Genomic DNA, 24,570 nt, shown 5'->3' on the forward strand with positions numbered 1-24,570 from the left:
GCGGGATCTCCCTAATGAGTAAAACAGCGAGCCAAGCCATGCCTCACGCGCCAGCGGAGGAAACTCTGCCCGGTGGTTCGCTGCTCGAATCCCTGCTGCTGGTGGCGCGTGCCCATAACCTCGTCACCAGTCGCGAGACCTTGTTGGCCGGGTTGCCGCTCACCGACGGGCAGTTGACTCCCGCGCTCTTGTCCCGCGCTGCCCAGCGCGCTGGCTTGACTACCAAACTCGCTACACGCGAGCTGACCCGTCTCAATAACGCACTCTTTCCCGCCATTCTGTTGCTGGATAACCAGGACACCTGTCTGCTGCTGGCGATTCAGGATCAGCGTGCCCAGGTGGTTTTCCCCGAATTGGGCGAGGCCAGTGTGTGGATAGCGCTGAATGAATTGAATACGCGTTACAGCGGGCGCGCCGTTTACTTGCGCCCCCAGGAGCGCATTGAGGCGCGCACGGCGCCTATCGACAAAGGCGCTGATGGCCATTGGTTCTGGGGTGTGATTCGCCGGCATCGCGGGTTGTATCGCGATGTCCTGCTCGCGGCGTTTTTGATCAATCTGTTTGCGGTCGCCATGCCGCTGTTTGTGATGAACGTGTATGACCGGGTGGTACCGAATCATGCTACCGATACCCTGTGGATGCTGGCGGCGGGCATTGTCCTGGTGATGTGCGCTGATGCGGCGCTGCGGATGATGCGAGGCTGGTTTATCGATATGGCTGCCAGCCGGACAGACATTACCCTGTCCGCGACCATCATGGAGCGCGTACTGGGCATGAAGATGACCGAGCGGCCCGCCTCAATCGGTTCTTTTGCCTCGGGTTTGCAAGCCTTTGAGTCGGTGCGCAGTTTTATCGGCTCAGCCACGGTGGTCGGATTTATCGATCTGCCGTTTGTCCTGTTATTTACCCTGGTAATGGGTTTGATTTCCTGGCCACTGGTCATCCCCGTGCTGATCGGTATCGCCCTGGTGTTGCTTTACACCGCCGGCGTGCAACACAAGATGCATCAACTTTCCGAACAGAGCATGCAGGCCAGCGCGCAGCGTAATGCCGTGCTGGTGGAAAGCCTTGTTGGCCTGGAGACGCTGAAGACCCTCGGAGCAGAAGGGCGCATGCAATCCCTGTGGGAAAAAACCACGCTGCTGTTGTCGCGCACCTCGGTGAAGATGCGCATGCTTTCCGGTTCGGTCACCGCTGGTACCTTGTGGATTCAACAGGCCGTTGCGGTGGCCATTATCATCCTCGGTGTTTATCTCATCATCGATGCTCAACTCAGCCAGGGCGCGCTTATCGCGGCCTACATGCTGTCATCCCGGGTGATGGCGCCGGTAGGCCAGGCGGCGGCCTTGCTGATGCAGTATCACCAGGCAGCCACAGCCCTGGAGACATTGGAAGCAGTGATGCAAAAACCGGTGGAGCGTCCGCCGGGTACCAGCTGGATCAGCCGGCCGCGTTTGCAAGGCGGGATTGAATTTAATGAGGTGAGTTTTCGCTACCCGCATGATGAACGCGACGTTCTTCGCAGTGTGTCTTTCAAAATTAATCCCGGCGAACATGTGGCGATTTTAGGGCGCAACGGCTCCGGCAAAACAACGCTGGAAAAACTGGTGGCGGGTTTGTATTCGCCGACCCAGGGCGCTGTGTTGATTGATGGAATTGATGCCCGGCAGCTCGACCCGGCTGAATTGCGCCGCAACATAGGGTATGTATCCCAGGATGTGAATTTATTCTTCGGCTCATTGCGCGACAACATCGTGATGGGTGCGCCCCAGGTCGATGATGCGCGTGTATTGGAGGCAGTGCGGTTGAGTGGCCTGGCTGAGTTTGTGCAGACGCATCCGGCCGGTTTGGCGATGCCGGTGGGTGAGCGCGGTGAATTATTATCCGGTGGCCAACGGCAGGGCGTGACCATCGCTCGCGCCATGCTGAACGACCCGTCGATACTGTTGTTCGACGAACCTACCGGCGCGATGGATCACGCCAGCGAGGAATTATTCAAGCGCAACATACGCGAATACGCGCCGGGCAAAACTTTGCTGGTGATTACCCACCGTACCTCATTGCTGGAATTGGTTGATCGCATCATTGTGATTGACGCGGGCAAGATCGTGGCTGACGGCAGTAAGGACCAAGTGGTGGAAGCCTTGCGCCAGGGTCGTATCGGGAGAGCGTCCTGATGACGAGCGGAGCAGCAGGCTTTTTTACACGCGTGGGTCGCTGGTTGACTAAAGTCGGTGCACCTTGCAGCCGTGTGATTGAACGCGTCTACGGGCGTTGGCTGACGCCCTTGAACGAGTCAACGGATTGGGTAACGGAAGCCGACTGGGCCCGGGTCCAGCAGGAGCCGTTGCGCGCGCGGGCATTGTTATATGGCGTGGCGCTGGTGTTGGTGGTGCTGTTGGTATGGGCGGCTTTCGCCAGCGTTGATGAAGTGGCGCGGGGCGAGGGGCGGGTGATTCCGTCGCGGCAACTGCAAGTGATTCAGTCCTTCGATGGCGGTGTAGTAGAAGAGATTCTGGTTCACGAAGGCCAGGTGGTTGAAGCCGGCGATTTGTTACTGCGCATCGATCCCACCCGGTTTATCTCCAGCTTTCGCGAGAGCCGCGCGCAGTATCTTTCCTTGCAGGCCAAGGCCGAGCGCCTGAAAGCGCTCACCAGTGAGTCTCCCTTTGTATTGCCGTCGGACGTGATATCCGAGGCGCCCGACGTAGCCGCGTATGAGCAGCGCTTGTTTGAAACCAGTCTGCAGGAGCGTGCCGAGCAGATTCGCATTGCACAGGATCAACAGGTGCAACGGGAAGAGGAATACAAGGAAATCCAGGCCAAGGTCACCCAGACGACCCGCGCCTATGAACTGGCTCGGCAGGAGCTACAGGTCACCAAACCGCTACTGGCCAGTGGGGCTATATCGGAAGTGGAAATACTGCGGCTTGAGGGCGAGGTTTCCAACGCTGACGGGGCGCGTAAGCAGGCATTGGCGCAGTTGGCTCGCACAGAGGCAGCGGTGGCGGAAGCCAAGGGCAAACTGCGTGAAGTGGAACTGGTCATCAACAACAAATGGCGCAACGAGTTATCGGAAACCATGAGCAAGCTCGCCAGTCTTGAAGAGGGCAGTCGCGGCTTGGCGGATCGCATCAAGTACGCCGAGATTCGTTCGCCGGTGCGGGGCACGGTGCAGCGTTTGTTTGTCAATACCGTGGGCGGCGTGGTGCAGCCGGGCAATCAGGTGCTGGAGATGATTCCGCTGGATGACCAGTTACTGATTGAGGCCAAGGTTTCACCCAAAGACATCGCCTTCCTGCGCCCCGGACAACCGGCTATCGTGAAATTTACCGCTTACGATTTTGTGGTGTACGGCGGGTTAAAGGGCACGCTGGAACACATCAGCGCCGATACGATTACCGATGAACGCGACAATACTTTTTATCTGGTCCGCGTGCGCACCGAGCGTGCTGGCTTCGATCCGGCATTGCCGATTATGCCGGGTATGACAACCCAGGTAGACATCCTCACCGGTAAGAAGACAGTGCTTGCCTACCTGTTGAAGCCGGTACTGCGCGCTAAACAGAATGCGCTGACGGAACGCTGATGCGCCATTTCTTTATCAGCCCCGCAGCGGTCCATTCACCGCGTTGGCAGCAGGCGTTCCCTGCTGCGCGGTTGCTGAATTCCCCTACCGAACTGCCTCCTTTATCTGCCGATGATACTGTCTGGTTGCTGATTGATGACACAACGGACTCGGCATTGGCTGCTTGTGTGGCATTGAATGCGCGGGTTGTTGCACTGACTCGCTTCGAAGATGCCGCCGAAGCGCAGTGGGCTCTCGCTGAGGGTGCATGCGGTTACCTGCATTATCTGGCCACCCCGGCCGTGTTGGTCCAGGTGCATCAGGTGGTGCGGCATAACGGCCTCTGGCTTGGCGCCGAGCTGATGCGCCAGCTGGTTCTGGGGAGCGCCAGACGTCTGCCATTGGGGGTGCCTGGACTTCGGCTACAGGATCTGACCCCCCGCGAACGGGCGGTGGCTGAAGCGGTGGCGGCAGGTAAAAACAACAAAGAAGTGGCTCGCGAGCTATCCATCACTGAACGCACGGTGAAGGCTCATCTGAGTGCAGCCTTTGAAAAACTGGGCGTGCGGGATCGGTTGCATCTGGTGCTGGTACTCGCTGGACAAGCGTAGCTGTTTGTCGCGCAATGCATTGTCCTTTAGTCCAATACCCACGGCATGTATTTCAACATAAAGTGCCATCCATATTTTGCCCGTCGTCTATGTCAGCGACAGGGCCCACTTCATCTGGTTATATATTGCGGAGCACACCATGAGTAATCCTGTTGCCACAGTCACCTATGTCAAAGGTCAAGTCTGGGCCAAGGCACCGGACGGCAGTCTGCGCGCACTGACCCTTGGTGCTCAGGTCAATGCGGATGAAGTGATTGTGACCGCCGACGGTGCCAGTGTGGAGCTGGACTTTGGTGACGGGATACCGGTCGCCATAGCCGGGAATCAGGAAGTGAGTATGGGGCGCGACCTGTGGGATGAGCTGGCCGCCGATGCCGATGAAGCTGCGCTGGAAGATGAATCTGTCCAACAGGCATTGGCCGTACTGGAACAGGGCGGTGACCTGCTTGAGGAGCTGGAAGATACCGCTGCGGGGCTGGGCGGTGGTGCAGGCGGTGGCGGGATCAGTTTTGTGCAATTGTCCCGGCTGGTGATTGATACACCGGATGTGAATCGATTTGAATTTGATGATAACCCCGCCACGCCCGCTGCGTTACCACTGCAAACAACCCAGGCTATTAACTACCCTCCGACCAGTACAGATGTCAGCCTGCAAGGCGATGAAGACACCACGATCACTGGCCGCATCCCTGCGTCTGATCCTGATGGTGATGCACTGACCTATCAGATGGCGAATCAACCTCTGCACGGTTCGGTTGTGCTCGATCCCCGTAGCGGTGAATTTGTTTATGTCCCGGCGGCTAACTACCACGGCACCGACAGCTTCGAAGTGAGTATTACCGACGGGCGCGGCAATAGCACCAGTAGCACGGTGACTTTAACCGTGACGGCGGTCAACGACCTCCCTGTTACGGCAGACCTTAATCTGAATACTGATGAAGACGCCGCCGTTGCAGGCCAGATCGTGGCCAGCGACCTGGATGGCGATACGCTGGCCTACAGTTTGGCCACCGCGCCGGTTAACGGCAGCGTTACAGTCGATCCTGCTACCGGTGCTTTTGTTTATACGCCTGATGCTAACTTCAATGGAACTGACAGCTTTATCGTCATGGTTTCTGATGGTCAGGGTGGCAAGGTTTCGAGCACGGTCACTATCGGTGTTGCAGCGCTAAATGATGCACCGACCACGACCGATTTGAATCTGAACACCGAAGAAGATGTTGCGGTTAGCGGACAAATCATGGCTACAGATGTTGATGGCGATGTGCTGAGTTATGCGGTCTCGTCTGTACCACAAAACGGTGTGCTGATATTAAATGCAGCCACCGGTGAATTTACTTACACGCCCAACACAAACTACAACGGCAGCGATAGTTTTGTGGTCACCATCAGCGATGGTAGTGGTGGCACCACCACCACCAGCACGGTCACCGTGGGCGTCACGCCTGTAAATGATGACCCAACCGTCACTCCAATTGCGCTTGATAATATCAATGAAGATGGCAATCTGATTATTACGCAAAATGATTTGTTAGCGGGCGCCAGTGATATTGATGGCGATTCATTGACGGCTGTTAATCTAACGCTCGCTTCAGGTAACGGCACGCTGGTAGAAAATGGTGACGGTACCTGGACTTTTACGCCATCAATAAATTGGAACGGCGCGGTTGATTTTGCATTCGATGTATTCGACGGAACCACCACGGTACCCAACACTGCGTCACTGACAGTACTGTCTGTGAATGATGCACCGACTACGGCCAATATTGCACTCACAACAAATGAGGATGCTGCAGTTAGCGGGCAGGTAACGGCTAATGATATTGATGGTGATGTGCTGAGTTACACCACTACCACCGCACCGCAAAACGGTGTGCTGATATTAAATGCAGCCACCGGTGAATTCACTTACACGCCCAACACAAACTACAACGGCAGCGACAGTTTTGTGGTCACCATCAGCGATGGTAGTGGTGGCACCACCACCAGCACAATTACTGTTGGTGTAGCACCTGCAAATGACACCCCGACCGTCTCTCCTATTGCGCTTAGTGACATCAACGAAGATGGCAACCTGATCATCACCCAAAATGATTTGCTGGCGGGTGCCGGTGATATTGATGGCGATGCGCTAACGGCCGTCAATCTAGCGCTCACTTCAGGTAACGGCACGCTGATAGAAAATGGTGACGGCACCTGGACTTTTACCCCATCAATAAATTGGAACGGCGCGGTTGATTTTGCATTCGATGTATTCGACGGAACCACCACCGTACCCAACACTGCGTCACTGACAGTACTGTCTGTGAATGATGCACCGACCACGGCCAATATTGCACTCACAACAAATGAGGATGCTGCAGTTAGCGGGCAAGTAACGGCTAATGATATTGATGGTGATGTACTGAGTTATACCACTACCACCGCACCGCAAAACGGTGTGCTGATATTAAATGCAGCCACCGGTGAATTTACTTACACGCCCAACACAAACTACAACGGCAGCGACAGTTTTGAAGTCACCATCAGTGATGGCAATGGTGGTACAACCACTAGCACCGTCACCGTGGGTGTAACACCTGTAAACGATGCTCCTGTTGCCGTAGCCGATGCAATCACGACAGATGAAGATACATCAGTTGTGGTTGATGTGCGCGCTAACGATAGTGATATTGACGGTGATTCGCTGACGGTTGTCGCCGTCACCCAAGGCACTAATGGCAGTGTTGTTATCGATGCGTTATCCGGCAACCCGATTTACACGCCGAATTCAGATTTCAACGGCTCTGACAGTTTTACCTACACTATTAGCGACGGACAAGGCGGTACCAGCACCACAACCGTGAACGTCACAGTCAATGCCGTTGATGATCCGAGTGTGTTGATGCCTGATTGGGAAAATATCGATGAGGACACCACGCTCAACGGCAACGTGTTGGATAACGATAATGATGTGGATTCGAGTCTGACCGTCACCAACTTCAGCATCAATGGTACAAATTATAACGCTGGCGATACCGCTACGATTAACGGTGTTGGTACATTGTCGATGTTTGCTAACGGTGACTATGTATTTACGCCGGTATTGAATTATAACGGCTCGGTACCTGCGGTTGCTTACACGACCAATACCGGTTTGACCAGCACTCTGAACATTACTGTTGATCCTGTTAATGATGAGCCGCTCGCAACTGCTTTGAATATCACCACGAACGAAGATGTTGCCGTCACCGACCAGGTAATAGCCACAGATATTGATGGTGATAGCCTTAGTTATACGATTACCTCATCTGCGGCCAACGGCAGTGTAGTTATCGATGCGGATACCGGCGTATTTACCTATACGCCCGATGCGGATTACAACGGCAGCGATAATTTTGTGGTGACGGTAACTGATGGGAAGGGTGGCAGCAGCACGAGCACAGTAGACATTGTTGTTGCACCTGTTGCGGATGCCCCGACACTATCTGCCAATATCACCCCGGTAACGGGTGAGAATGTTTTGCCTATTCCTGGAAGCGTTGGTTTGACGCAGAATTTTTATGACAATATTTCGAATGTCGACAGCAACACGGCAACCGATCCGGAACTTGTTGAAGCGGCCGTGGAAGCAACAGCACCCACATCTTCAAATATTGTTCAGGACGTTTTTCTGCCCACTGTGGGTGTTGATGATGCGTATCAATATTCTGGTTATATTTATCTCGAAGCGGGGAGCAGCTATCAGCTAACCGGTAGTCGTGACGATACCTTGCTGGTGAAAATTGGTGGCAGCATAGTCTATAACGCGGGTTTCGATCAGTGGGGCGCAATCAACGGCGAAATTCGCGAAGGTAACTGGTCTGGTGCTGCGCTTGAATTTCCTGTAACGGTATCTGGTTATTACTCATTTGAAGTTGTTGCATACAACGGTAACGAAGCCGGTAATCTCAACCTGAGCATTTCAGTCGATGGGGCTGCCTCCGTTGCGTTAAGTACTGAAAATTTTTACCTTTATCCGGATGCGAGTTACTTTTCTGGAAGTATCGCCGCAGGCTCATTCATGCCCAACGGTGATGGTGGTTACTACCCGGCTGAGACTAATCAATATACCTATTTTTTATTGGACATCGCCGCATCGGCAGGCGCCTCTGGCGAAACACTGGGTTTGGTCATCTCTTCTGTGCCGGATGGTGTTGTGTTAACGGATGGAGCCAATACTTTTGCGGCTACCTCGCTATTGAGTTCGGTAGATGTTACCAGCTGGAATATTGAGGGTATTCAGGTCATTCCACCTTCTGCCTACACAGGTACTTTTAGTCTGGATATTGCGGCAAGTTCAACGGACGACACGGATAGCACTGATGTGACCAATACATTCATGTTCGAAGTATTATCGAATGATTTTAATAATATGGTTGCTTCACCAGGCAGTGACACGATAAATGGTTCGGTGGGTGCTGATGCTATCTACGCCCTGAATGGTGACGACACCCTAACCGGCGCAGCCGGCAACGATTACCTGTTCGGCGGATTGGGAGCAGATACGTTTGTCTGGAATCTCAGTGATGCCGGTTCTCCCGGTGCGCCAGCGGTTGATAAGGTTGGCGATTTTAATCTGGCTCAGGGTGATGTATTGCATTTGGCAGATTTGCTGCAAGGCGAAGAAAGCAATCCATTGACTGATTACCTGCATTTTGACAATGATGGCAGTAATACCCGCGTGCATATCAGCAGCAGTGGTGGTTACGCCAGTGCAGGTTACGATGCGAGCGCAACCGATCAAATTGTTGTGCTGGAGGGAGTTAACCTGAGTGGCACCAATACGGAAATTATTGCGCAGTTGCAGAATTTGAATAATTTACAGGTAGACTAAACCCAGTATGTATAAAGTCTTTCCGCCAATATTTTCCTTTCATTCGCCGGAGATGTGAGATGTTTGTTAAACGTAATCCGGCAGGTGAAATTATTATTGTCAGCAAAGAGAAAGAGCAGGGTATCAGCGAATATGTGCCAGATGATGCGCAGGAGTTGCACACATTCATCCAGCTCTCCGCGTCGGATCACCAAGGCTTGTTGAAAAAATCTGATCTGGATATGGCCAGGGTCATGGAAGATCTGGTGGAATTGTTGATCGTGCGCAACGTCATCCGTTTTACCGACTTGCCTGACGCCGCACAACAAAAACTCCTTTCGCGCCGGCAATGGCGCAGCCAAACAAAAGCAATCGACTTGCTTGATGATGAAGACGATTTGGGGCTTTAATTTTGTGTTCGCAAGGGCTACACACCCGGACCGGTTACAGCGTCAATCTCAAGTTTAAATAATACCGCCTTTTCCTCATCAGATATGACGCCCTCGGCAATCATCACACAACCTAGCGAGTGACCAATCTTATTCAGGTTGTGTAAAAATTGTTGATTGCCGTTGTTGTCATGAATATCGCGCACGATGGCGCTGTCGACCTTGATGTAGTGTATCCCCATATCCTGTAATTCACGGATGCGACTGAATTCAGCCCCCACATGTTCCAATCCTGTTTTACAACCGAAGGGGCGCAGCTGTGCGTTGAATGCCCGAAACTCAGCGGCATAGCGCAGCGCGCAGGATTCAGGGAAATCAAGCCATAAATCTTGTGCCTGCGTCGATTGCTTGTGCAGGAGTTCAAGTAATTGTGTGCGAAATTCAGCATCACACAACGATTCGGCAGACACGTTAACCGCCAGAGGCAATTGCATATGCCGGAGTTGATGCAGCGCCATACGGATGACGGCCAGATCAATGCGCGGCATCAAGCCGGAACGGGTAGCCCAATGGACAAAATAACCTGCCGGCTGTAATTGGCCGTCGAGCTGAAGGCGCATGGGTGCTTCGAAATGCAGGATTGATCCGTCTACCTGCTTTACCGGAAAACTTGCCAGCTCCAATTGTTCTGCGGCGAGAGCTTGCAGAATGGCGCTGCGCCATTCGTTAAGTGTGGGGTGACGGGAAGTGCTGTCCTGCTGCAAGGTTACGACGGCGTGGCTGCCTTTTATCTCTGCCTGAGCCAGGGCGCCATCCAGTTTGTTCATCAATACCGTGCGGCTTTCGTTTGCTGTGTAGCGACAGGCTGCGACAGGCAAAGAAATATGTTGCAATGAATGTCCGGTTAACACCTTCGCCAGGTGTTGCGCGAGATCGCTTGCGATTTTTTCCGCATTGAGGTGGCCGGGCACCAGCAAAATAAAGTCGCTACCATTTAATCTGCCGACGTGGCTATGGGAAAGTTGCTGGCCGAACGCCAGCAAGCAATCAGCGATAGCACGTAAAAATTGATCGACCGAGTTGTGGCCCATTTGATGATTCAATGCGGCCAATTCAGTAACGCGCAGTATGATCAAGGTTCCCTGGGTTTCCGCATCTTCGCGGGTTAACTGGCTGTCGAGCAAATTTAAAAAGTGCGCCCGGTTAGCCAATCCCGTGAGTGAATCCTGTTGCGATGCCTGTTGCAAAATATGTAATTGGCGGGTTTCTTTTTCCAGCAAGGTTTTTACATTGTCAGACAGGCTATTCATCGCTCGCACCAGACGGCGAAATTCTGTTGTACGCGGCTCGGTGGAAGTCACAAAGCGCCGCTCACCGATAGCTTCCGCTTGTTGCACAACAAGGTCCAGCGGGCGGGAGATGTATTTCAGGATGAAGGTACCGATCAAGCCGCAACCCAGGGCGACGAGTAGAAACCATTGCAGTAAATCAAGGGTTCCCTCCCAGAGTGCCTGCCAGGCAAAACGGGAATGGCTTTCAACGATGAGCGTGCCGTACTGCTGCCAGCCGTCCTGCACTTGCGCAACCCCCGGCGGTGCGTCGAGTGAAACAAGATGGGTGAACCAGGCGGGAATGGCGGGCGTGGTATCACCTTCGTAATGACGTTCGATCATCACCTGGTTGCCGGGATCAACCAGGGCGATATGTTGATAGTGACCCGAATCAAACTGGGCGGAGATAAGCAGCTCCAGGGTAACGGGGTCTTTCTCCATCTGCGTCATGGATAATGCCAGCACGGTTGCATTGTCGATGTTTTTCAAGTGCAGCTGCGCTTCCAGATACGCTTTGGCCGACATCATACTAATGGCGAAACTGCCACCCAATGCCAGTAATAATATGGCAAGAATAGCCAGCCATAATTGTTTAATCAGGGACATACATCTCTCCAAAAAAATGCGCGCGAGACCTTACGGGTAAAGTCATGGATAGAGCCCGTCGGCTTGCATGCGATTTAATACATCACGCCAACGCGATAACCGGGCTCCCGGGTCGGCTCGGGATTCGCCACGATTGCCAATCCATAAACCTTCATTATTGAAACTGAATACCGGACGCAGGTCTGAACGCTTTCCCGCCCGCTCAATGGTGGATACCAGGTTATCCAGTATCAAGGGTTCAGCCTGCGGGGCAGGGTAATAACCAAGCACCATATGGGCTTGAAAAACCTTGCTGTGGGGACCGCCGATCTGCGCCTTTACATATATCAGACGCAGTTGTTCGCGTGATACACCCAGCTTTAACAAGGTGACATATTTGGCGATGGTGTAATCCTCGCAATCAGCCGCGCGTACGCCGAGCGTTTCCAGCGGTGTGGCCCAATAGTCCTGCTGGTGCCACTGTTGCTGGTCATCACGAAAAGTAATATGGCGATTAAAAAAATCATTAACGTGTTTAAGTTGTTCTTGTTCGGGCAAGCCTGCGCTGTCTTTAACAAGCGTTCGCCAGGTATTAAATAACGTGAGGCCATCGTCGCCGTAACGATGATGCATACGCTCAGCCACGGACTTTTCATTGAGCGCGAAGGTTGCACCGGCGATGCTGATCACCATTGCCCACAACACCAGCATGACGGGTCGCAGGCGAGCAGGTGAGACAGTCTTCAATGACCGACTCCGTCAGTCGCTGGTTTGCCAACGGCAATAAGGAAAACCTGATGGGAGGAGATCATCCACATAATGCATATACAATTCGGGGCAGGAATGTTTCGCCGAATTATAGACAAGCTCTATCAAATTTGCCCGCATCATACGGGCAAATTTCACATGGGCATACAGTCATGCGGGTGAATCAAACATGCGGTCGTTACTCAGGAGCGATTTTTTTCCTGCGCCGGGTAAGTCTGCAGATTTTCAGCGGACAATCGTGGCGATGTCCCCATGTCATAGGCGCCTTGGGGTACAGGTTGAACCCGTTGGGAGAGCACTTCCAGCGTAGATTGCAGCTGGCTGAGGGTGAAGAGCACACTTTTTAGATCAATAGGTTTGTTATTCACAATGATTCGCCTTTATTGTATTTATCTGGCGCCGTTGGAGTTTACCTTTACAGGTTTTTCCTGATCACAAACAGCCGTTTGTGGGCGCGTATTAGCTACTCAATGTCGTTCCGTCAACCGGATGGCCTGGCGGCCTGTTGCAGTCGTTGCAAGGTGATTGGTTCAGCATACCGCATCTGTTCAATCAAAAAGATGACAACGTCTATCTGATTCAACTATTGGCAGGGTGATATTCCTTCGCTGCGAGTTTCGTGTTGAAACCTCGGTCGAGTCTAAAGCCTGTAGATTTAGCGCGCAAGTCCTCTCCTTATACCGATTCGTTGTTCCTGCGCGATATTGAGAAGCCAGCTTCATTTTTGACAGGTGGGGGAGGTTTGCTGGTAGGATTGCCGACTTCCTGGGCTACATAACATCATTATGGAATTCCTGATTCTCGCTGGTCTTATCCTCCTGAATGGCGTTTTTGCCATGTCAGAAATTGCAATAGTGACTGCGCGCAAGTCCCGCCTTGCCGCCTTGAGTGCCAAGGGAAGTGCTTCCGCCAAAGCGGCGTTGCGCTTGGCTGAAGACCCTACGCAGTTCCTGTCCACGGTACAAATTGGCATTACCTCCATCGGTCTCATGAACGGTATCTTCGGTGAAGCCTTGCTGGCTGACCCCTTCGCGCTGTGGCTGCAGGAGCTGGGCATGGCGGCCAAGAGCAGCAGTATCACGTCGACCGTTCTGGTGATCGTTGTGGTGACCTATCTCTCCATCATCGTCGGTGAACTGGTACCCAAACGGATCGGCCAGATCAGCGCTGAGCGAATTGCTTGCCTGGTCGCGCGCCCGATGTTGCTCTTGGCTACCAGTACCAAACCCTTCGTGGTGCTGTTGTCCCTGTCAACTCAATGGTTGATGCGCGTTCTCGGCTTTAAGGATGTCGGGGATGCCAGCGTCACTGAAGAAGATATCCATGCAATGCTCAAAGAAGGTTCGGTGTCCGGGGTCATCGAGCAGAGTGAGCACACGATGGTGCGCAACGTCTTTCGCCTTGATGAGCGGCCGGTATCCTCGATGATGGTGCCGCGTACCGATATTGTTTTTCTGGATACCGCGCTCTCACTTGAACAAAATATGCAGCGCATCATGGAATCGCCTCATTCGCGCTTTCCGGTTTGCCACCGACATATGGATGAGCTAATCGGCGTGGTAAACGCCAAGCAATTATTTGCCCAGGCCATCTCCGGCCAGGAAATTGATATCAAAACCCTTGCCCAGCCATGTCATTTTATTGCCGAAAGTTTTACCGGCATGGCATTGCTTGAGCATTTTCGCGCAACCAATACCCAAATGGTTTTTGTGGTGGATGAATACGGCGATTTGAAAGGCATTGTCACCTTGCAGGATCTGCTGGAAGCATTGACTGGTGAATTTAATCCGTCTCACGGCAACGATCTTATGGTGATTCAGCGCGAGGATGGTTCCTTGTTGCTGGATGGTTTGTTGTCTGCCCCTGAATTAAAAGATTGTTTAGGGCTAACCGACTTGCCGGGTGAAAAAACCCGTGAATACGAAACGCTGAATGGCCTGTTTATGTATTTATTGGGTCGCGTGCCAGTCACTACCGACAAGGTGGTATTGGAGCCCTGGACGCTGGAGATTGTCGATATGGATGGTATGCGTATCGACAAGGTATTGGCGATAAAAAATCTTTCGCTTCCTGATGCGGATATGGAATCGGGGGATGACACGGGCTAGATCGCAGACCTGGCTCGTGTCAGCAGGAAGCCTCTTCAAAAATCCTCTTCAAAAACTATTGCAAACGTTTGACCAATTCCACCCGGCGGTTTTTTTGCCTTCCTGTTTCATTATCATTCGACGCGGCTGGTGCAAAAGGCCCCACACCTTGCGCGAGCAAGCGGGCCGCTGCAATACCGTGTTGCTTCACAAGGCTATCAACGACCGCTGCTGCACGTTGCTGCGACAGTGTCAGATTATTTTCCCTTGTGCCGGTATCATCGGTATGGCCGACAACGTACAGCAACAGGGCCGGGTTGCGGTTTAACAGCGTCGCAATAGCGACCAACGTGTCGTTGGATTCCGGTTTAACGGAGGCCTTGCCGGTATCAAAATAGATTCCATAGATAAGTGCTTTTCCGGTCGCATCGATCTGTTGCTTGAGAGAGTCCGCATCGACCTTGATGAGATCGGTTGCGAGTGTTTCCGTTTCGACAATCACTTGTTGTACAGCAGCTTCACTTTCATAGGCGCCGATAAATAACGCCACATAGACCTCGCGGTCATCAATCACTTTTTTAGCCAGCAGGTAATAGGGCTTCCGATAATAGTTGTAAACATTATCTTCAACGGAAATTTTATTACCCAACTGCTGAGCTTCACGGTCCTTGCCGCAGGCGTCCAGTTCACAGCGGGACAGAACCTTGAAACCGGCGCTATCCAATGCCTGTTTATAATTTTCATAGATCTTTAACGTGGACGTATCTTTTACCACATAAAAATGGCGCGCCAGATCCCCGCTGAGGGACAGTGGAGTTTGGTCCGCCGAGCCCGGAGCAGCCGGCAACATCATGGTTTCATAATCGATTATTTCGTGGTTGCGCAACGAAGCACCAGGATAACGGGCGAACAGTTGATGATCCTTGCTCAGCTCTTTGGCGTCGGCCGTTTCCGTGGGTGATGTCGCTTGCGGCTTACCGGATAGATAAGAAGGGTCGACAGTAATCAGGTTATCTTCCAGAGGCTCGGTTTCCACAATCACTTGTTGTACGGCCGTTTCATCTTCGTAACCGCCGATATACCAGGCGCCGATAACCTTACCCTTGGGTGCGTCCTTTTCTGCAAGAAGATAATAGGGGTTGTGGTAGTAATTGTAGACGGCGCCTTCCGGCGACAGGTGTTCGCCCAAGGCTTTGGTTGTGCGGTCGTTACCACAGGCATCGCGCAGACAGGAAAACGTAATAGTGAAGCCCAGTTTTTTTAATGCAGACGCATAGTTTTCATAGACCTTCAGGGTTGATACGCCCTCAATAATATAAAAATACTGATACAAATCTCCTGTCACGGCCAGGGTTTCATAGTCGTTATTTTCATTGACCAGCGTGTTGGGAAATTGAAAGTGCTCGTAATCGTAGGTCAGCTGTTTACGTAACTTCGCCTCGGGGTAAGCGCTGATAAGCGGGTGTTCGTTGTCGGCTTGGGCGCTGAAGCAAAGACAGCCGCACATCAGAGTAGCGATTTTCTTCATGAATAGCTCCTTGAAGAGTGTTTGGGTGTTGAAGGATAGCGGGATTTACATCCAAAGACTGTGAAGAATTATAAGCCTGTGCAGGCTGTCTGTTCTGCGGAAGGTTATGCATTGTTTGCTTTCTGTGGAGTTGTTACCAAATTTCCCGCACCGAGTGTAACTTTTCTGTGCAAATCGGCAGGTTTCCAATAACACTGCACATTCGCAGTGCTTTTATTTCTGAATGAGCGGCCAGTGTTCCTGTTATTTAACCCATGCCTGACGTGGCTGGAGGCTTTTACTCGCCGTTGATTTTCTTTGATGTTCATGTGTCATCAAGTGTTCTGTCGCTTCACGCTAATCCGCTGTTTTTCCTCATATTTAAACAACGTTGTCAAATTGATGTGGCGCATTTATCTTTTTGTTGGTGTGATACAAAGTATCATTTTTATACGCATTTAATGAAATAAACTACCTGTCAGTATTGCAGAGAAAAGGAATAACAGAAAAATAATACATTTTTGCGAGGTTTTTTCGCGGTGTATGGCACGCGGATTGAATGCAGAATTCCTCAGCGTGAACGAATCGGCTATCCGGAATTTCAGGTTCAGTATGAAAGAACCTGAAATGAATTGCTGGGCACAACATTTTATTGTTTTGAGCAGTGGATCAAATAGTAAAATTGACAACGTTGTCCATCGGGGCTAGGTTGGCGCTGCAGAGAGTGATGCGTAGCTGTTTTAAAAACCAAATTATAAATCGACAGGAGATTGTAAGATGAAATATATATCGTTGTTACAATCGCTGAACCGAGCCCTGGTGTTGACGGGTTGCGTCGGCGGGTTATTCCTTGGTACTACCCAAGTCGTAGTGGCACACGGCACCATGACAGCACCGGCGAGCAGGATCTGGCGCTGTTATCAGGAAGGTCCGCAAACACCGCAATCTGCTGGCTGCCAGGCAATCTCCGCGGCGGGTGGCGCCTCCAGTTTGTATGACTGGAATGGGATTCGCCAGGGCGATGCCAACGGCAATCACCAATCAAAAGTTCCCAACGGACAATTGTGTAGTGGCGGCGATCCCAATTATTTCAAAGGTCAGGATCTTGCACGCAACGACTGGACTGCCACCAATATCTCGGCGGGTAGTTACACCTTTCGCTGGAACAATTCAGCCGCTCACCAAACACTTTATTATCGTTATTACATTACCAATAACGGTTACAACCCCACCACGCCTTTACGCTGGAGCGACCTGAGCCTGATTTGTGAAACGCCACCGGAAGGTGCGTTAAATAATCCCGCTCACACCTGCAATATTCCTTCGCGTAGCGGCCGCCATGTGATCTACGGTGTATGGCAACGTTCCGATAGCCCGGAGGCATTTTATTCCTGCTCTGACGTTGTATTTAGCGGCGGAAATAATTCCAGCAGCTCAAGCGTCTCGTCAAGCTCCAGCAGTTCGCCAACCAACATCTGTACTAATTTGCCAACCTGGAATGCCAACAGCATTTATACCGGTGGGCAACAGGTCAAGTTGAACAACATCCGCTATCAGGCACAGTGGTGGACGCAGGGTGATAACCCATCTGCAGGCACGGGTTCCAACTACGTGTGGATTAACCAAGGCAGTTGTGGCGGCAGTGGTCCTTCTTCATCCAGCAGTTCATCTGTGGTGAGCAGTTCATCCAGTTCTTCATCAACTGGCGGTGGTAATTGCACCTCTCCACAATTTGTACAGGGTGCAACCTATGCAACAGGGGCGAAGGTACGTAATGCGGGCAGTGAGTATCAATGTACCGTGGGTGGCTGGTGCACCATCGGTGGTCCTTACGAGCCCGGCGTGGGTTGGGCGTGGACCAATGCCTGGAGTTATCTGCGCAGCTGTAATTGATCAGGTAGTTATACAGATAACAGGTATATAGGTAACAGATAAAGGTACACACATAAACGAAAAGTCAGCTAAGGCTGGCTTTTCGTTTTTAATAAAAATTTCATTTTTTGTTATTGCTCATAACCTGATTTGGCAGAATTTTTACTGTCATTTGTTATGAGGCGTTCGCGTAATTTTCTGTCCCATTTTTTTACGATTAATTGTGGGACTATTTGAATAATGAATCTTGTGCAATCTGAATTGGTTTTAATTGACAACGTTGTCCACCGGGTTTAATGTCGTTGGCGGTAGTTATGTTTACCTGCTTGTTGTGTCTTGTGTGGTATTCGGTCAAGCAACAAGTCACACCTCTCGCACAGTCATGATGTACGTTTTTATAAGAGCAGTATCCCCACGGAGTTTTCTGCACAGGACTGAAAAATAAAAATGGTATGGCTGTGACCATGATGAATCGTGAGTGGTTACTGCGATTCACAATTGATTCAATTTTCTCCCGCGCAGACGGGAAAATACGAAGGATTAAAAGATGATGAATATAAAAAAAGCTCTAGGGTTACTGGCGACTATGCTATTTGCTGGTCACGTTTATGCGTATAACTGTTCCGGTGTGGCACAGTATTCTGATGGTGCCAGTTACAACAACGGCAACATTGTGCAAAATCTCGGTGTTGCCTATCAATGTACGGTCGGTGGTTGGTGTAGTGTGGGTGGTCCCTATGCACCAGGTGCCGGTTGGGCCTGGAATAATGCCTGGAGCAGTCTCGGTGCTTGCGGCAGCACCGGTGGCCCATCCAGTTCATCCAGCTCTTCTTCTGGCAACAATAATGGTGGTGGTTCGTGTGCGAACTGGACAGCTGGTACTTACTACAATGTTGGCGTCGTGGTGCGTTACAACAACGCTTATTACCGCGCTAAGAACGCTAACCCTGGCTATGATCCGGTGATCAGCACCTGGTTCTGGGAGCCGGTCGCTTCCTGTCCGGGCGGCAATAATAGCTCCAGTTCATCCAGCAACAACAACGGTGGTTCTTGTCCGCAATGGACAGCGGGAACGAACTACTACGCTGGCAATGTGGTGGTTTTCAACGGTTCTTACTTCATGGCCGAGCACGACAACCCCGGTTACGATCCAACAATCAGCACCTGGTTCTGGGAGCCTGTAGCCTCTTGTTCGGGCGGTAACAATTCCAGTTCTTCGTCATCGACTGGTGGTGGTACTGGTTTTGCTGCAATCGTGAACCAGGCACAATTCAATCAAATGTTCCCGAACCGCAACTCGTTCTATACCTACAGCGGTCTGGTTGCTGCTGCTAACACCTTCCCGGCATTTGCCAATACTGGTGATATTCAGGTGAGAAAACGTGAAGCCGCTGCAGCACTGGCGAACTTCTCTCACGAAACCGGCGGTCTGGTTTATATCAACGAGATTGCTCAAGGTGAGTACTGTTCCGGTGGTGCAACGCCTTGCGGAGTTTGTGCACCAGGCAAACGCTACTATGGTCGTGGTCCAATCCAATTGAGTTGGAACTATAACTACTGTACCGCTGGTCAAGCGCTCGGCCTGGATTTGTGGGCTAACCCTGATCAGGTTTCACAAAACGCGACGACTGCATGGCGCACCGCGCTCTGGTTCTGGATGACGCAAAGCGGTGCTGGTTACCGTCCGGCTCACTCATCCATCACCGGCGGTTACGGCTTCGGCGAAACCATTCGCACCATCAATGGTTCGTTGGAATGTAACGGCGGTAATCCGGGTCAAGTGCAAAGCCGGATCAACTCGTATCAAAGCTTCATCCAGATACTGGGTGGAACACCGGGCAACAACCTGGGTTGTTAATCGTTTGATACAACCGTCATTCGTGAGGATGATGGTCCAATAAAAAACGCCGCGAGGAAAATACTCGCGGCGTTTTTTATTGGTTGATGAATAAATTGTTACAGAGGAAAGTTTGTATATTTATAAATCCACACCTAACAAACCGAGGATACTTTTATCGACAAAGCCATCGGCGATCATGCCTTGTTGGTGTTGAAATTGGCTGACGGCGCGGCGGGTGCCGGGGCCGAGGATGCCGTCGGGTGTGCCGGTGTCGAACCCTTTTTTGTTGAGTTGCTCTTGCATCGTCATCACTTGTGCGCGATTCAGGCGCGGTGCATCTTCCGGTGGCGGTTGCATCAATTTGCCGGTACCGGCGATGCGGTCTGCGAGATAACCCACGGCCAAGGCGTAATACTCCGAGCGGTTCCAGCGCATGATGACATGGAAATTATCGTAAACCAGAAAAGCTGGTCCGCGATGTCCCGACGGTACCAGAAGTGAGGCTTGCATATCCGCTTGCGGTAACGCCGAACCATCCGTTTGGCGGACGCCTAATTTTTGCCATTCAGCAAGTGACTTGCGTTGATTTAATCCGGCTTCAAGATAGGGAAAGTCTACGGCGAGTTTCACTTCCCGACCCCAGCGATCCGCTTGTTGCCAACCCAGGCTTTGTAAAAATTTTGCTGCCGATGCCATAGCGTCCGGCGTGCTGTTCCATAAGTCGCGCTTCTTGTCGCCATCGTAATCAACGGCATAACGTAAAAAGGCGGACGGCATAAATTGCGTGTGACCCATGGCGCCGGCCCATGAGCCTTCCATTTTTTCGGGTGCTATTGCACCCTCATCCAGAATACGTAAGGCGGCCATGAGCTCACCGGCAAAATAATCGCTGCGGCGCTCATCGCACGCGAGCGTGCTCAATGAATCCACCACCGACATCTTTCCGAAGAAGCTGCCGTAGTTGGTTTCCAAGCCCCAGAAAGCGACCAGATAATGTGCGGGCACACCATAGTCCCGCGTAACGCGGGACAGCAAGGCGCGATGCTTGGCTAACAATTCCCGACCCTGGATGACACGTTGATCGGTAACGCGACGGTTCAGATAATCCGCGAAGGTCGTGGTGAATTCCGGTTGTTGTCTGTCCAACTCAATGACACGCGTATTGAATGTTGCCTTAAGTAAACTTTGGTTAATGGTGGCGTCTGAAATTCCTTCAGCTTTTGCGCGTTCACCAAGACGTGTTAAACAATTCGCAAACGCATCGGCGGACAGCGTGGCCTCTGCTGTGGTGGGGGCTGCTGAAGCAGAGGTATACACCTGGCTGAGCAACAACAGGGGGATCAATCTTTTTGCCGTCGTCATAACACTCCCGTTAATGGCGATGTGAAATCATAAAAAACTGCCGGGTATAGTGGCGTAGCGGTGGGTATCCTGCAATAGCTTGGTGGGTTGTTCGCGACATAAGTTCAGTTTTAAACAATCGAGAAAGCGGGGGGGCATCAGCATTTTTGTGAATCATCAAGCAAAGCCTGGCGATATTTGCGCTGGCGAAACTCATAGGGGGAGTTGATGCACTGCGCGGCACGCAGTTGCTTGTATTCCACGAGGCTTGCCAGATGCCGGTTGGCAGCGGGGGAGGGCGATAAAAGTACGCAGGTTTCACAGTGGGGCTGCGGGTAGTGCTTTAAAAAATGTCGCTCAACAAACCGGCTGGTGAAATAAATGATGCGTGGTTGTGCAGCCAGGCAGGCGATTATGCCGGTGTGATTAATATCAAGGATACGCAGGTTAGCATCCGCACAGTTGTTCGACTTTCGTTCGATGCGGTAAGCAATATCTGTCAACGCGATGCCATGGCGTTCGCACAAATTTTTTTTATCACCCAGGGTGTGCGTCGGCATGTTAAACACGTCACCCAATAATCGCCAAAACTCATTTCGCCCGCTGCCGCTGTAAAACCACTCGCCGTAGTCTCGACCATTAAAGCAGGGAAAACTGCCGATGATTAAACGCTGCGTGTGTTGCGGTAAAAAATAATGAAAAGGATGTTGTTCTATCACAAATCCGCCTGCTAATGGTTTGTCTTCTTGAGCGAAGTGTCATTCTTTTTCAGTAGACTCATCGGTGAACAAGAGTTCCATCAATTCCAGTACTTGTGGGTCACGTAATAAGGCCATGCGATCATTACTCTGGAGTTTATGTTGCAGGTCAGGGTCATTCAATATGGCTTGAACGCGTTCATCATTTTTTTTGCGCTGCACTTTTTGCCAGATATTGCTCATCTGCATGGCCAGTATCTCGTCAACATTCTCAGCATGGGCAATGTCACTGTGGCGTAACAGCTGTTGCAGATGTTCGTCCTGGGCCAGTTGTTGAAAGTCCGGATTTTGTAGCAGCGTTGCAATATCTCCCTCTTCAAGCTGTGATTGAAATTGTGGGTCTTGCAGTAACTGCTTGAAAGCCTCGTTACTTAGCACCTGATTCAGATGTTCGCCCATCTCCACCGGATCTTCCACAAACGCAATGGCCAGAGGTGCTGCTTCCGGGTAGGTCTGTTCCAGGACTTTTGCTGTGGCTTGACTCATCAGGCCGCGGGTTTTTTGTGCGATCAGCGTATCGTTATCAAATTTGTCGGGGTGTTTTAATTCCTGGTAAATACTGATGCCATAGACCACCAGTACACCCAGGAGGCAGCCAACGCCGGTACCCACCAACATACCACCCAAACGTGACATACCGGACAAGCCGGCGTTGGTAGAAACCGCTTGCTCCAGAAAGCTGAACACGACGCCCACCACCAAACTTGCGACGATGAAAGCGATTAATCCCGCCGAAAAATACAGCAGCAATCCGTCAAGCCCGGTCATATCCTGGAGCAGTTTAGCGACTGGTTTAAGCCCATAAATCGCAGCCGCGTAACCGGCGATCAGGCTGATGATGCCGCCCAAGGCACCAAAGAAACCTTTACGCAAACCCTGAATAGCAAAAATAAGCACCACAATAATAAATACGCCCAGGCTAAGGGTCATGTTCGTCACAGTCTCCGATAAATAGGAAATTAATGATGTTGATGTGTTTCGGCTTTTCGGTTGTACATTGCTTTATCGGCCGTGAGTATAGCTGAATCAAAGTCACGTTCGTCGGTGAATGTTGCTATGCCCCAGGAGACGGAGTAGGTAAGTTTATCCCGCTCGGACAATACACTGAGCTGTTCACGAATAAGTTGCATGCGCTTTTCAGCCTCGGCGAGCGGTAAATCAAAACACACCAGAACAAATTCATCACCGCCATAACGAAACAAATAGTCATGGGCGCGCATGGATTCCCTGAGCGTTCGCGCGATACAGCAAATGGCCTGATCGCCAACGCTGTGGCCATGCAGGTCATTGATCGGTTTGAGGTTGTCGATATCAATCATCACCACCACACCGTGGCGCTGGCGCAGACGTTTCTTGAGTTCGGTTAAGGCATGGCGGTTAAAGCAGGTGGTCAGGGAATCCTGGTGCGCCAGTAGCGCCATATTATCCCGCTCGGTTTGTAATAATTGGTTGGCCCGCTCAAGGGTAGCTTTCATGTTGACGGCGGCAATTGTCAATAAACTGAAGGCCAGCATGACTTCGATTATCAGATCGAAGATCGACTGATACGCGCTGTAATTGTTTGCCAGCATCTCACCTAGATATTCAGCTGAGAATAAACGAAGGCCATTCGCAAAAAATGCCAGGATCAAGAGCGACAATGAGAGCAGGGCGAGCAATTTCACCCAGGGGTAGCGTATCGGCAAGGTCATATTTAATAGAGCGATCCATGCGGGTACCAGCGAGAGGGAAAAGGCTATGGCATGCAAACGAAATTGCGCGGAGAAATCATCGCCATATGCCTGCAATACACCGGACCAGATGATAGCTAGGGGCAGCAGCCAGCGTAAGCGCGACCAATAAGGATATTTACCCGTGGGAAAGCTGATGAAACCGAGCCAGAGAAAGATAGCAAAGAGATATTCGCCAAAAAAGTACCCGTAGGTTAGCCAGGCCAGTTCGGGCCAGCGAAACGCGATTTGCAGGGCAACCAGTGCCAGGGAAAGTGCTAACCAAGCGCGTACCCACCAGCGAAAGTAAGTACGGGGCAGGACCCTGAAGAGCAGATTGAAGAGTAATGCAATACTGATCACTCCAAAAGTCTGAATCAGTTGTCCCAGGATGCTGAGGCTGGTGAGGTCGGGTAGCAAGATACATCCTCGTCATAAACGAGAGGGGCTTTATCAGCCTAATTGACTACAAGACTATTTTCCAGTCAGTTTTTAACGCAGTGCTGACAACGCTGGTAATTTTTTAGCGTTTCCCTAGGGCTCGCGCGTCAGAGATTTCCCACACGCTTTACAATAGGCTGCGTCATTATCATGGCCTGATTTCAAACAACTGGGGCAGCTGATGGCACGACGCTCGCGCGCCATCTCCTGTGCCAGTTCGGCCGTGAGGATACCGGTAGGAATAGCGATGATCGAATAACCCGTCAGCATAACTGCAGCAGCGACAATCTGCCCCAGGACCGAATGCGGCGTAATATCGCCATAACCGACAGTGGTAATCGTTACGATGGTCCAATAAATACTTTTGGGGATACTGGTAAAGCCGTTGCCGGGGCCTTCAACCAGATACATGATGGACCCGAAGATAATCGCCAGTATGAGTACCGCCACAAAAAAGACAAAAATCTTGCGGCGTGCGTGGAGCATGGCATTGATCAACAGGTTCGCTTCGGACATATAGCGCACCAGCTTCAGGATTCGGAAGATGCGCAACACCCGCAGTAAACGAACAACCAGAAGATAATTTGCACCCGGAAAAAAGATGCTGAGGTAGGTCGGCAGTATCGACACCAGATCGCAGATGCCATAAAAGCTGCGTATGTATTGCCAGCGACCCGGTGAGCAGTAGATGCGCAGACCATATTCTATGGTAAACACAATCGTAAAAAACCACTCGGCGGCCAACAGCAGGCTACCAAATTGTGACGCGACGGATTCAATAGAATCGAGTACCAGCACTAACACGCTCAACAGGATGGTATAAATCAATACCACATCGAAGAGTTTCCCCGCCGGCGTGTCGGTGCCAAAGATGATGATATACAGTTTGTGTTTTAGCGCGGTAGACATAGCATGTTTTATTAACGAAT

17 protein-coding genes are annotated in these 24,570 nt (G+C 51.4%); 8 read left to right on the forward strand and 9 right to left on the reverse strand.

Annotation, left to right across the window (positions count from 1 at the left end):
- The first annotated feature begins 14 nt into the window (after positions 1 to 14).
- From CBR65_RS01145 to CBR65_RS01165, 5 genes are all read left to right on the forward strand, one after another.
- Positions 15 to 2,177: a type I secretion system permease/ATPase gene (locus CBR65_RS01145; RefSeq protein WP_087465156.1), complete on the forward strand. Its 2,163-nt coding sequence runs from the start codon at positions 15 to 17 to the stop codon at positions 2,175 to 2,177.
- Positions 2,177 to 3,589: an HlyD family type I secretion periplasmic adaptor subunit gene (locus tag CBR65_RS01150; RefSeq protein WP_087465157.1), complete on the forward strand. Its 1,413-nt coding sequence runs from the start codon at positions 2,177 to 2,179 to the stop codon at positions 3,587 to 3,589. Before CBR65_RS01145 ends, CBR65_RS01150 begins: the two co-directional genes overlap by 1 nt.
- Complete coding sequence (locus tag CBR65_RS22620) at positions 3,589 to 4,179, forward strand: LuxR C-terminal-related transcriptional regulator (protein ID WP_087465158.1); 591 nt, start codon at positions 3,589 to 3,591, stop codon at positions 4,177 to 4,179. Before CBR65_RS01150 ends, CBR65_RS22620 begins: the two co-directional genes overlap by 1 nt.
- Positions 4,180 to 4,318: 139 nt before the next feature.
- Positions 4,319 to 9,034 carry a retention module-containing protein gene (locus CBR65_RS01160; RefSeq protein ID WP_087465159.1) on the forward strand — a complete coding sequence of 1,572 codons (4,716 nt, stop codon included), beginning with the start codon at positions 4,319 to 4,321 and terminating at the stop codon, positions 9,032 to 9,034.
- A gap of 59 nt (positions 9,035 to 9,093) precedes the next feature.
- Positions 9,094 to 9,423 (forward strand): hypothetical protein, encoded by a 330-nt coding sequence (locus CBR65_RS01165; RefSeq protein WP_087465160.1) that lies wholly within the window; start codon positions 9,094 to 9,096, stop codon positions 9,421 to 9,423.
- 17 nt (positions 9,424 to 9,440) lie between these two features.
- On the opposite strand, the gene CBR65_RS01170 is transcribed toward CBR65_RS01165, so the two are convergent.
- From CBR65_RS01170 to CBR65_RS01180, 3 genes are all read right to left on the reverse strand, one after another.
- Positions 9,441 to 11,339: a LapD/MoxY N-terminal periplasmic domain-containing protein gene (locus CBR65_RS01170; RefSeq protein ID WP_087465161.1), complete on the reverse strand. Its 1,899-nt coding sequence runs from the start codon at positions 11,337 to 11,339 to the stop codon at positions 9,441 to 9,443.
- Between the two features lie 42 nt (positions 11,340 to 11,381).
- A complete protein-coding gene (locus tag CBR65_RS01175) occupies positions 11,382 to 12,065 on the reverse strand; it encodes a transglutaminase-like cysteine peptidase (RefSeq protein WP_232461302.1) in 684 nt (227 codons plus the stop codon).
- Between the two features lie 203 nt (positions 12,066 to 12,268).
- The gene (locus tag CBR65_RS01180; RefSeq protein ID WP_087465163.1) at positions 12,269 to 12,454 is read right to left on the reverse strand and encodes a hypothetical protein; all 186 of its coding nucleotides are present in this window, start codon (positions 12,452 to 12,454) and stop codon (positions 12,269 to 12,271) included.
- Positions 12,455 to 12,871: 417 nt separating this feature from the next.
- Between CBR65_RS01180 and CBR65_RS01185 the strand changes: the two genes are divergently transcribed.
- Positions 12,872 to 14,194, forward strand: coding sequence for a hemolysin family protein (locus CBR65_RS01185; protein ID WP_087465164.1), 1,323 nt, complete (start codon positions 12,872 to 12,874; stop codon positions 14,192 to 14,194).
- A gap of 55 nt (positions 14,195 to 14,249) precedes the next feature.
- Here the strand turns inward: CBR65_RS01185 and CBR65_RS01190 are convergent, their stop codons facing one another.
- The gene (locus tag CBR65_RS01190; protein WP_087465165.1) at positions 14,250 to 15,701 is read right to left on the reverse strand and encodes an OmpA family protein; all 1,452 of its coding nucleotides are present in this window, start codon (positions 15,699 to 15,701) and stop codon (positions 14,250 to 14,252) included.
- Positions 15,702 to 16,457: 756 nt separating this feature from the next.
- Between CBR65_RS01190 and CBR65_RS01195 the strand changes: the two genes are divergently transcribed.
- Together CBR65_RS01195 and CBR65_RS01200 are read left to right on the forward strand one after the other, a co-directional pair.
- Positions 16,458 to 17,573 (forward strand): lytic polysaccharide monooxygenase, encoded by a 1,116-nt coding sequence (locus CBR65_RS01195; RefSeq protein WP_087465166.1) that lies wholly within the window; start codon positions 16,458 to 16,460, stop codon positions 17,571 to 17,573.
- Between the two features lie 526 nt (positions 17,574 to 18,099).
- Positions 18,100 to 19,410: a glycoside hydrolase family 19 protein gene (locus CBR65_RS01200; RefSeq protein ID WP_087465167.1), complete on the forward strand. Its 1,311-nt coding sequence runs from the start codon at positions 18,100 to 18,102 to the stop codon at positions 19,408 to 19,410.
- A gap of 120 nt (positions 19,411 to 19,530) precedes the next feature.
- Here CBR65_RS01200 and CBR65_RS01205 read toward each other — a convergent pair whose 3' ends face one another.
- The 5 genes from CBR65_RS01205 to CBR65_RS01225 form a co-directional block, all read right to left on the reverse strand.
- Positions 19,531 to 20,754: a lytic murein transglycosylase gene (locus CBR65_RS01205; RefSeq protein ID WP_087465168.1), complete on the reverse strand. Its 1,224-nt coding sequence runs from the start codon at positions 20,752 to 20,754 to the stop codon at positions 19,531 to 19,533.
- A 137-nt stretch (positions 20,755 to 20,891) separates the two neighbouring features.
- Positions 20,892 to 21,452, reverse strand: coding sequence for a hypothetical protein (locus CBR65_RS01210; RefSeq protein ID WP_087465169.1), 561 nt, complete (start codon positions 21,450 to 21,452; stop codon positions 20,892 to 20,894).
- 39 nt (positions 21,453 to 21,491) lie between these two features.
- On the reverse strand, positions 21,492 to 22,421 hold the full coding sequence (locus CBR65_RS01215; RefSeq protein ID WP_087465170.1) for a CvpA family protein: 930 nt from the start codon (positions 22,419 to 22,421) through the stop codon (positions 21,492 to 21,494).
- A gap of 29 nt (positions 22,422 to 22,450) precedes the next feature.
- On the reverse strand, positions 22,451 to 23,620 hold the full coding sequence (locus CBR65_RS01220) for a GGDEF domain-containing protein (RefSeq protein WP_087465171.1): 1,170 nt from the start codon (positions 23,618 to 23,620) through the stop codon (positions 22,451 to 22,453).
- 114 nt (positions 23,621 to 23,734) lie between these two features.
- Entirely contained in the window at positions 23,735 to 24,550 is an 816-nt protein-coding gene (locus CBR65_RS01225) for an ion transporter (protein ID WP_087465172.1), read from the reverse strand.
- Positions 24,551 to 24,570 lie beyond the last annotated feature (20 nt).

The organism is Cellvibrio sp. PSBB006 (genome assembly GCF_002162135.1).
Classification (GTDB): Bacteria; Pseudomonadota; Gammaproteobacteria; order Pseudomonadales; family Cellvibrionaceae; genus Cellvibrio.